Origin of the sequence: Nocardioides sp. OK12, assembly GCF_024341885.1 — a bacterium.
Lineage (GTDB): Bacteria > Actinomycetota > Actinomycetes > Propionibacteriales > Nocardioidaceae > Nocardioides > Nocardioides marinisabuli.
Window position 1 is genome coordinate 85,948 of the sequence record NZ_BNET01000010.1, and the last position, 7,831, is coordinate 93,778.

A 7,831-nucleotide genomic window follows, 5' to 3' on the forward strand; every position below is an offset into this window, starting at 1 on the left:
TGCGTCAATGTAGTGCCCGTGCCCGATCCCGCGCCGCAGCGCCCACCCCTCGACGACCCCCTTGACGTGCAGCGCCTCGCCGGGGCAGGGGTCGAGGTGGTGGCGCAGTCGCCCTCGACCAACGCCCTGGTCGCCGACCGGGCGCGCGCCGGGGCCCCCGAGGGCCTCGTCGTCGTCACCGAGCACCAGACCGCCGGCCGCGGGCGCCTGGACCGCACCTGGAGCACGCCGGCCCGCTCGGCGCTGACCTTCTCGCTGCTGCTGCGCCCCCGGGTCGCAGCCGAGCACTGGCCGTGGCTGCCGCTGCTGACCGGGCACGCCGTCGGCGCCGCGCTCGGCGCGCTGGGCTACCCGGCGGGGGTGAAGTGGCCCAACGACGTGCTGGTCGAGGGGCGCAAGCTCGCCGGCATCCTGGTCGAGCGGGTCGAGACGCCCACCGGCCCGGCCGCGGTGCTCGGCATCGGGCTCAACGTGCGGCTCCCCGCCGACCTGCTGCCCGTGCCGACCGCGACCTCCCTGCTGGTCGAGTCCCAGGAGCGCGGGGTCGACCTGCCCGACCGCAGCACCCTGCTCCTGGCGCTGCTCGAGCGCCTGCGGGCGTCGTACGACGAGTGGCAGGGCGGCGGCGAGGCCGCGGCGGGGCGGCTGCGCACGGCGTACGCCGACGCGTGCGTGACGCTCGGCCTCGACGTGCGGGTCGAGCTGCCCGGCGCCGACGCGCTCGAGGGCGGCGCGGTCGGCATCGACCGCCACGGCCGGCTGCTCGTGCAGCCCGTCGGGGCCGGGGGCGCGCCCGTGGCGGTCTCAGCGGGCGACGTGGTGCACGTGCGGGTGCGATGATCGGCGACGTGCCGATCAACCGCAGCCTGCTCAACGAGGGCGAGAACGTCGTCGTCTCCACGCGCACCCACCCCAAGGCGCTGCTGGTGCCGCTGCTGGTGCTGGTCGTGCTGCTGGCGCTGGGGACCTTCGTGGAGCGCCAGACCAGCGGCGACGGCGGGCGCGTCGTGGCCTGGGTGGTGTGGGCGGTGGTGGCGATCGGTGCCCTGCGCTACGCGCTCTGGCCGTTCCTGGAGTGGCTGACCGGGCACTACACCTTCACCGACCGGCGGCTGATCACGCGCACCGGCGTGCTGACCCGGCGCGGGCACGACATCGCGCTGTCGCGGGTCAGCGACGTGGCCGTCGAGCTGCACCTGACCGACCGGATGCTGGGCTGCGGCACGCTGGTGGTCAGCGACGCCAGCACCCACGGCCAGGTCGTGCTGCCCGACATCCCGCACGTCGAGGAGGTCCAGCGCCGCCTCCAGGTCCTGCTGCACCAGGAGTCCGCGCGGGACGAGCGCGCATGAGCGAGGAGAAGCGGGCCAGGGTCACCCACACCGACCTCGAGAGCGCCATCCTGCGCGCCACGCCGTCGCTGACCGGCACCGAGCTCGCGCAGACCGCCGACATCAGCACCGAGCAGGCCAAGCGCCTGTGGCGGGCCCTGGGGTTCCCCGAGCACGCCGACGACGTGGTGGCCTACCTGCCCTCCGACGCGCAGGCGATCCACACCCTGCTCGGGGTGATGAGCGCCGGCGTGCTCGACGACGACATGGCGGTCAACATGACGCGGGCGCTGGGCCAGACCATGGCCCGGCTCGCCGAGTGGGAGGTCACCGCGCTGGTCCAGCGCGTCGAGCAGCTCCACCACGACGGCGACGCGGGCCGGGCGGGGCTGCCGGGCTCGAGGGTCGGGTCCGCGCTCCAGCTGGTCGACGAGCTCAGCGAGCCCTTCGAGGAGCTGCTGATCTACGCCTGGCGGCGCCACCTGGCCGCGGCCGCGGCGCGCATCGAGGCACTGGCCGCCGACGACGAGGACCTGCACACCGTCGAGCTCAGCGTCGGCTTCGCCGACATCGTCGGGTTCACCGCCCTGTCCAACACCCTCACCGAGGAGCGCATCGGCGACCTCGTCGAGCTCTTCGAGATGCGCTGCGCCGACGTGGTGGCCACCCAGCGGGGCCGGGTCATCAAGAGCATCGGCGACTCGGTGCTCTTCGTCAACGACGACCCGTTGGCCGCCTACGACACCGCCGAGGGCATCATCAACGTGGTCGGCCGCGACCCCCGGATGCCCGACGTGCGGGTGGGCCTGGCCACCGGCTCGGTGGTGCTGCGGCTCGGTGACGTCTTCGGCCCGCCGGTCAACATGGCCGCGCGGCTGACCAACGTGGCGCGCCGCAACCGCATCATCACCGACGAGGCGACGGCGCGGCTGCTGCCCGAGGACCAGTTCGAGACCCGGCGGATGGCCGCGCGCCCGGTGCGCGGGTTCGGCATCGTCGAGCCGGTCGCCGTACGCCGGCACTGAGGCCTGCTGGGAGGCGGCTGGGAACCGCCTGGGAGTGCCCTGGGAGCCCGCCGTTGTTACCGATCTGTGGATCTGGAGGGGTTGCGTCACGGCCCCTGTCCTTTACCTGCCGCGCCCGGTGGGGGTAAAAGTATCGTCGGCGTGGCGATTGTCATGAAAATGCCAGTGTCATTTTCTCCCATTCACTACCGATCGGTCCTTTCCCTTCCTAGGATCGATGCGTGATCAATGTTCAGGAGATCAGCCTCGACCCCGACACCCGACGAGCCTGGCGCGCCGGCGACGAGATCAACCTGTCGCGCAAGGAGTTCGACCTGGTGCACGCCCTCATCGCCCGAGCCGGCGACATCGTCACCCGCGAGGAGCTGATGCGCGACGTGTGGCACACCTCGTTCTGGACCAGCTCCAAGACGATCGACGTCCACCTGGGCTGGGTGCGGCGCAAGCTGGGCGACGACAGCCGCAACCCGCACCTGATCACCACGATCCGGGGCAAGGGCCTGCGCTTCGAGAAGGTCGGCCCGGCGGCCTGATCCGCAGCCGCACCTCCTAGGCTGCTGGTCGTGCCCGACCCTGCATCGACCACGCCCGCCCCGACCTCGGCGCCCACCCTGGCCGTCATCGGCGGGGGACAGCTCGCCCGGATGATGGCCCAGCCGGCCATCGCGCTGGGCCTGCCGCTGCGGCTGCTGGCCGAGGCGCCCGGCGTCTCGGCCGCCCAGGTCATCGTCGACCACGAGGTCGGCGACCACCGCGACCTCGAGACGCTGCGCCGGGTCACCGCCGGCTGCCCCGTGGTCACCTTCGACCACGAGCACGTGCCCACCGAGCACCTGCACGCCCTCGAGGCCGACGGGGTCGCCGTCCGCCCGGGCCCGGGGGCCCTGGTGCACGCGCAGGACAAGGCCGTGATGCGCGAGCGGCTCACCGCGCTCGGCGTGCCCTGCCCCCGCCACGCGGTCGTCGACGACGTCGCCGCGGTCGAGGACTTCGGCTTCCCGTGCGTGCTCAAGACCACCCGCGGCGGCTACGACGGCAAGGGCGTGTGGGTGGTGCGCGACGCCGACGGCTGCGCCGAGCCGTTCCGCGCCGCGGAGCAGGCCGGGGTGCGGCTGCTCGCCGAGGAGCTCGTCGACTTCCGCCGCGAGCTCTCCGCGCTCGTGGCGCGCTCGCCCAGCGGCCAGGCCGCGGCGTACCCCGTGGTGGCCTCGACCCAGCTCGACGGGATCTGCCACGAGGTGGTCGCCCCGGCGCCCGACCTCGACGAGGACCTCGCCGGGCAGGCGCAGGCGATCGCGCTGCGCGTCGCCGGCGAGCTCGATGTCATCGGCGTCCTGGCGGTGGAGCTCTTCGAGACCACCGACGGCCGCATCCTGGTCAACGAGCTGGCGATGCGCCCGCACAACACCGGGCACTGGACCCAGGACGGCGCCGTCACCTCCCAGTTCGAGAACCACCTGCGCGCGGTGATGGACCTGCCGCTGGGCTCGCCCGCCCCCCGGGCGCGGTGGACGGTGATGGTCAACATCCTCGGCGGCGAGCGTCCCGACGTCGGGCGCCTCTACGACGGGTTCCCGCACGCGATGGCCCGCGACCCGCACCTGCGGGTGCACCTGTACGGCAAGGACCTGCGACCCGGTCGCAAGGTCGGCCACGTCAACGCCTACGGCGACGACCTCGAGGACTGCCTGGAGCGCGCGCGGCACGCCGCCGCCTGGTTCCGCGGCGACCTCGGTGACGAGAGCGAGTGAGATGACCAGCCCCGACGCCCCGACCGCTGCGACCCCCCGGGTGGGGATCGTGATGGGCTCCGACTCCGACTGGCCCGTGATGCGGGCCGCCGCGGAGGCCCTCGAGGAGTTCGGGGTGGCCCACGAGGCCGACGTCGTCTCCGCGCACCGGATGCCGCAGGAGATGATCGACTACGGCCGCGAGGCCGCCGGCCGGGGGCTCTCGGTGATCATCGCCGGCGCCGGCGGCGCGGCGCACCTGCCCGGCATGCTGGCCGCGGTCACCCCGCTGCCGGTCATCGGGGTCCCGGTGCCGCTGAAGTACCTCGACGGCATGGACTCGCTGCTCTCGATCGTGCAGATGCCGGCCGGCGTGCCGGTCGCCACCGTCGCGGTGGGGGGAGCCCGCAACGCCGGGCTGCTCGCGGTGCGGGTGCTGGCCGCCACCGACCCGGCGCTGCAGGAGCGGATGTCGGCCTTCCAGGAGACGCTGCGCGAGGCCGCCCACGCCAAGGGCGAGGTGGTGCGCCGCGAGGCCGGGGGCACCGCGCCCCGCGTCGGGTTCTGAGCGGGGTCCTGGGCGGGGCGGTGCGGCCGGGCCGCCTGGTCGGCGTCGACCTGGCGCGCTGCCTGGCGCTGCTGGCCATGATGGCCACCCACCTGCTCGCGCAGCGCGACCCCGACGGGGCGCTGAGCACCTCGGCCTGGCTCTTCTCCGGCCGTGCCTCGGCGCTCTTCGCGGTGCTCGCCGGTCTGAGCCTGGCGCTGATGACGGGTCGCACCCGGCCGCTGCGGGGCCGGGCCCGGGCCACGCGCTCAGCGGGTCTGGCCGTGCGGGCCCTGCTCGTGGCGCTGGTCGGGCTGGCCCTGGGTGAGGTGGACTCCGGGATCGCGGTGATCCTGACCCACTACGGGCTGCTGCTGCTGATGGGGCTGCTCGTGGTCGGGCTGGGGGCGCGCTCGCTGGCGCTGCTGGCCGCGGCCTGGGTGGTGCTCGGGCCGGTGCTGGCCCAGGTGGTGCGCCCCGAGCTGCCGCCCCGCGGCTACGCCAGCCCCTCCTTCGAGCAGCTCGCCGAGCCCGGTCGGCTGGTCTCGGAGCTGCTGTTCACCGGCTACTACCCGATGGCGTCGTGGTTCGCCTACCTGCTGGTCGGCCTCGCCCTGGGCCGGCTCGACCTCGCCGCGCTGCGCCGGCGCACCCTGCTGCTGCTGGCCGTGGCGGGAGGGGGTCTGGCCGTGGCCACGACCTGGGTCTCCCACGCGCTGACCGCTCGCGCGGACGTGCTCTCGGCCCTGCTGCCGCGGGTCGTGGCGCGCCGGGGCACCGAGGCCGCGGACCGGCAGCTGCGCGAGCTCGTCGAGGGCGGGCTCTACGGCCAGACCCCGGTCGACGGGCCGTGGCAGTGGCTGCTGGTGGTGGCCCCGCACTCCACGACACCCTTCGACCTCGCCCAGACCATCGGCAGCTCGCTGCTGGTGGTGGGCCTGTGCCTGCTGCTGGTGCGGCTGCTGGAGCCCGGGGCGGTGCGGGCGGTGGCCGTGGCCTCCGGTGCCGGCGCCGCGACGCTGAGCCTCTACAGCCTGCACGTCCTGATGACCTCCGACCTGCTGTGGCCGCCGGACTCCTCGGCGGGCACCGTGGTGCAGTACGTCGTGGTGCTGGGGGCCGGCGCGCTGCTCGTCGCGACGGGGCGCCGCGGCCCGCTCGAGGCGGCCGTCGCCCGGCTCAGCGCCGGCGCCACTCGATAGCCGGGCAGGTGTCCATCACCATCGCGACCCCCGCCGCGGTGGTGCGCTCGAAGGCGGCCTCGTCGACGACACCGAGCTGGAACCACACCCCGCGCGCGCCGATGCGCACCGCCTCGTCGGCGAAGGGCCCGGCAGCCTCGGAGCGGCGGAAGACGTCGACGACGTCGACGGGGAACGGGATGTCGGACAGGGTCGCGTAGGCGCGCTCGCCGAGCACCTCGAGCCCGCCCTCGCGGTCGGCCGCCGGGTGCACCGGGACGACCCGCTTGCCGCGGTCCTGCAGCAGCGAGGCGATGGAGTACGCCGTCCGGCCCGGGTCGCCGGAGAGGCCCACCACCGCCCACGTCGAGCACTCCTCGAGCATCATCTCCACCCAGGCGGGGTCCTGCCAGCTGCGGGTCATGGCCCGAGCCTAGGTCGCGACCGGGCCCATCCCGAAGGGTGGTGGGTGGCCCCGGGGCGCCCGTTAGGTTCGGTCGCATGGCCAACATCAAGTACACCGTCCCCGGCATGTCCGACGCCGACTCGGAGCGCGTGATCGCGCTGCTCCAGGACCGGCTGCACGCCGCCAACGACCTGCACCTGACCCTCAAGCACGTGCACTGGAACGTCGTCGGCCCGCACTTCATCGCCGTGCACGAGATGATCGACCCCCAGGTCGAGGCCGTGCGCGGGTTCGCCGACGAGATCGCCGAGCGGATCGCCACCATGGGTGGCTCGCCGAAGGGCACCCCCGGCTCGATCGTCGAGAACCGCACCTGGGAGGAGTACTCCCTGGGTCGCGGCACCACCCAGGAGCACCTCGGCGCGCTCGACCTCGTCTACCAGGGCGTGATCAGCAGCTACCGCGACGGGATCAAGGAGCTCGGCGAGCTCGACCCGGTCACCGAGGACATGTTCATCGGGCAGACCGACAAGCTCGAGCTGTTCCACTGGTTCATCCGGGCCCACCTCGAGGACAAGGGCGGCAACCTCTCGACCGAGGGCGCGACGTCGGAGAAGGACGCCGCGCAGTCGGCCGGCTGACCCTCCCCTCCTGCACCATCCGGCGGCGCCCGCACCCCTCGAGGGTGCGGGCGGGGGGCGCGGCCCCCGCCGCATTTCCGCGGAGCTGCTGCGGCGGGCGGTGCGGCTCTGCCACGATCGGGACATGGGCGTGGGCGACTCGCGACGGCGCGTCGAGACCGCACGCCTGCTGCTGCGGGCCCGGGTCACCGACGGCGAGGTGCGGGCGCACTACGAGAACGAGGTGGTGCGGGTCAACCTGCCCGTCGCGCTCGAGATCGCCCGGCGCTACCGCGGCCGGGGCATCGCCGACGACGATCTCGACCAGGTCGCCAGCCTCGGCCTGGTCAAGGCCGTGCGGGCCTTCGACCCCACCCTCGGCGAGGACTTCCTCGGCTTCGCGGTGCCCACGCTGCGCGGGGAGATCCGGCGCCACTTCCGCGACGCCGGCTGGGCCGTGCGGCCACCCCGGGCGGTCCAGGAGCTGCAGGCCCGGGTCGCCCGCGCGGAGTCGCGGCTGTTCCAGGAGCTGGGACGCGCGCCCCGGCACAGCGAGATCGCCGTCGCGCTCGACGTACCGCTGTCGATGGTCACCGACTCGCTGCGCGCCACGGGGTGCTTCGCGCCGGTCTCCCTCGACGCCGCCGGCGACGGGCCGGGGGAGGAGCCGCCCACCGCGCGCATGGGCGGGCCCGACCCGGCGTTCGCGAGTGCGGAGGCACGGGTCGCGCTCGCCCCGCTGCTGCGCGACCTCGACGAGCGGGAGCTGACGATGGTGCGGATGCGCTACTTCGAGCACGCCACCCAGGCCGAGATCGGCGCGGCCGTCGGGCTCTCGCAGGAGCAGGTCTCGCGGCTGCTCAGCGGGCTGCTGGTGCGGCTGCGACGACAGCTGGCCGACGCGGCCGCCTAGCTGTGATGTCCAGCCAGGTTGTCCAACCTGGTGATGGGTGTCGCCTTGCCGATCGCTGAGTGGGGCCGGTGGTGGTTG

General features: G+C 74.2%; 10 protein-coding genes. 9 read left to right on the forward strand and 1 reads right to left on the reverse strand.

The annotated features are described in order from the left end of the window. The first annotated feature begins 18 nt into the window (after positions 1-18). From OCU29_RS19575 to OCU29_RS19605, 7 genes are all read left to right on the forward strand, one after another. Positions 19-840, forward strand: coding sequence for a biotin--[acetyl-CoA-carboxylase] ligase (locus OCU29_RS19575; RefSeq protein WP_261821237.1), 822 nt, complete (start codon positions 19-21; stop codon positions 838-840). A gap of 8 nt (positions 841-848) precedes the next feature. After that, positions 849-1,352 carry a PH domain-containing protein gene (locus OCU29_RS19580; protein ID WP_179613974.1) on the forward strand — a complete coding sequence of 168 codons (504 nt, stop codon included), beginning with the start codon at positions 849-851 and terminating at the stop codon, positions 1,350-1,352. After that, a complete protein-coding gene (locus OCU29_RS19585; protein ID WP_179613973.1) occupies positions 1,349-2,356 on the forward strand; it encodes an adenylate/guanylate cyclase domain-containing protein in 1,008 nt (335 codons plus the stop codon). The genes OCU29_RS19580 and OCU29_RS19585 overlap by 4 nt, the downstream gene beginning before the upstream one ends. Positions 2,357-2,577: 221 nt before the next feature. After that, positions 2,578-2,889 carry a winged helix-turn-helix domain-containing protein gene (locus OCU29_RS19590; protein WP_179613972.1) on the forward strand — a complete coding sequence of 104 codons (312 nt, stop codon included), beginning with the start codon at positions 2,578-2,580 and terminating at the stop codon, positions 2,887-2,889. Positions 2,890-3,000: 111 nt separating this feature from the next. Next, positions 3,001-4,107 carry a 5-(carboxyamino)imidazole ribonucleotide synthase gene (locus tag OCU29_RS19595; protein ID WP_370463689.1) on the forward strand — a complete coding sequence of 369 codons (1,107 nt, stop codon included), beginning with the start codon at positions 3,001-3,003 and terminating at the stop codon, positions 4,105-4,107. Position 4,108: 1 nt separating this feature from the next. Beyond that, complete coding sequence (gene purE, locus OCU29_RS19600) at positions 4,109-4,654, forward strand: 5-(carboxyamino)imidazole ribonucleotide mutase (protein WP_261821239.1); 546 nt, start codon at positions 4,109-4,111, stop codon at positions 4,652-4,654. Between the two features lie 20 nt (positions 4,655-4,674). After that, positions 4,675-5,835 (forward strand): heparan-alpha-glucosaminide N-acetyltransferase domain-containing protein, encoded by a 1,161-nt coding sequence (locus tag OCU29_RS19605; RefSeq protein ID WP_261821240.1) that lies wholly within the window; start codon positions 4,675-4,677, stop codon positions 5,833-5,835. Here the strand turns inward: OCU29_RS19605 and OCU29_RS19610 are convergent. After that, positions 5,813-6,238: a CoA-binding protein gene (locus OCU29_RS19610; RefSeq protein ID WP_261821241.1), complete on the reverse strand. Its 426-nt coding sequence runs from the start codon at positions 6,236-6,238 to the stop codon at positions 5,813-5,815. The genes OCU29_RS19605 and OCU29_RS19610 overlap by 23 nt on opposite strands. A 77-nt stretch (positions 6,239-6,315) precedes the next feature. On the opposite strand from OCU29_RS19610, the gene OCU29_RS19615 reads away from it, so the two are divergent. Then, entirely contained in the window at positions 6,316-6,861 is a 546-nt protein-coding gene (locus OCU29_RS19615; protein ID WP_179613967.1) for a Dps family protein, read from the forward strand. Between the two features lie 124 nt (positions 6,862-6,985). Continuing rightward, positions 6,986-7,753 carry a sigma-70 family RNA polymerase sigma factor gene (locus OCU29_RS19620; RefSeq protein ID WP_261821242.1) on the forward strand — a complete coding sequence of 256 codons (768 nt, stop codon included), beginning with the start codon at positions 6,986-6,988 and terminating at the stop codon, positions 7,751-7,753. The last annotated feature ends 78 nt before the right edge of the window (positions 7,754-7,831 follow it).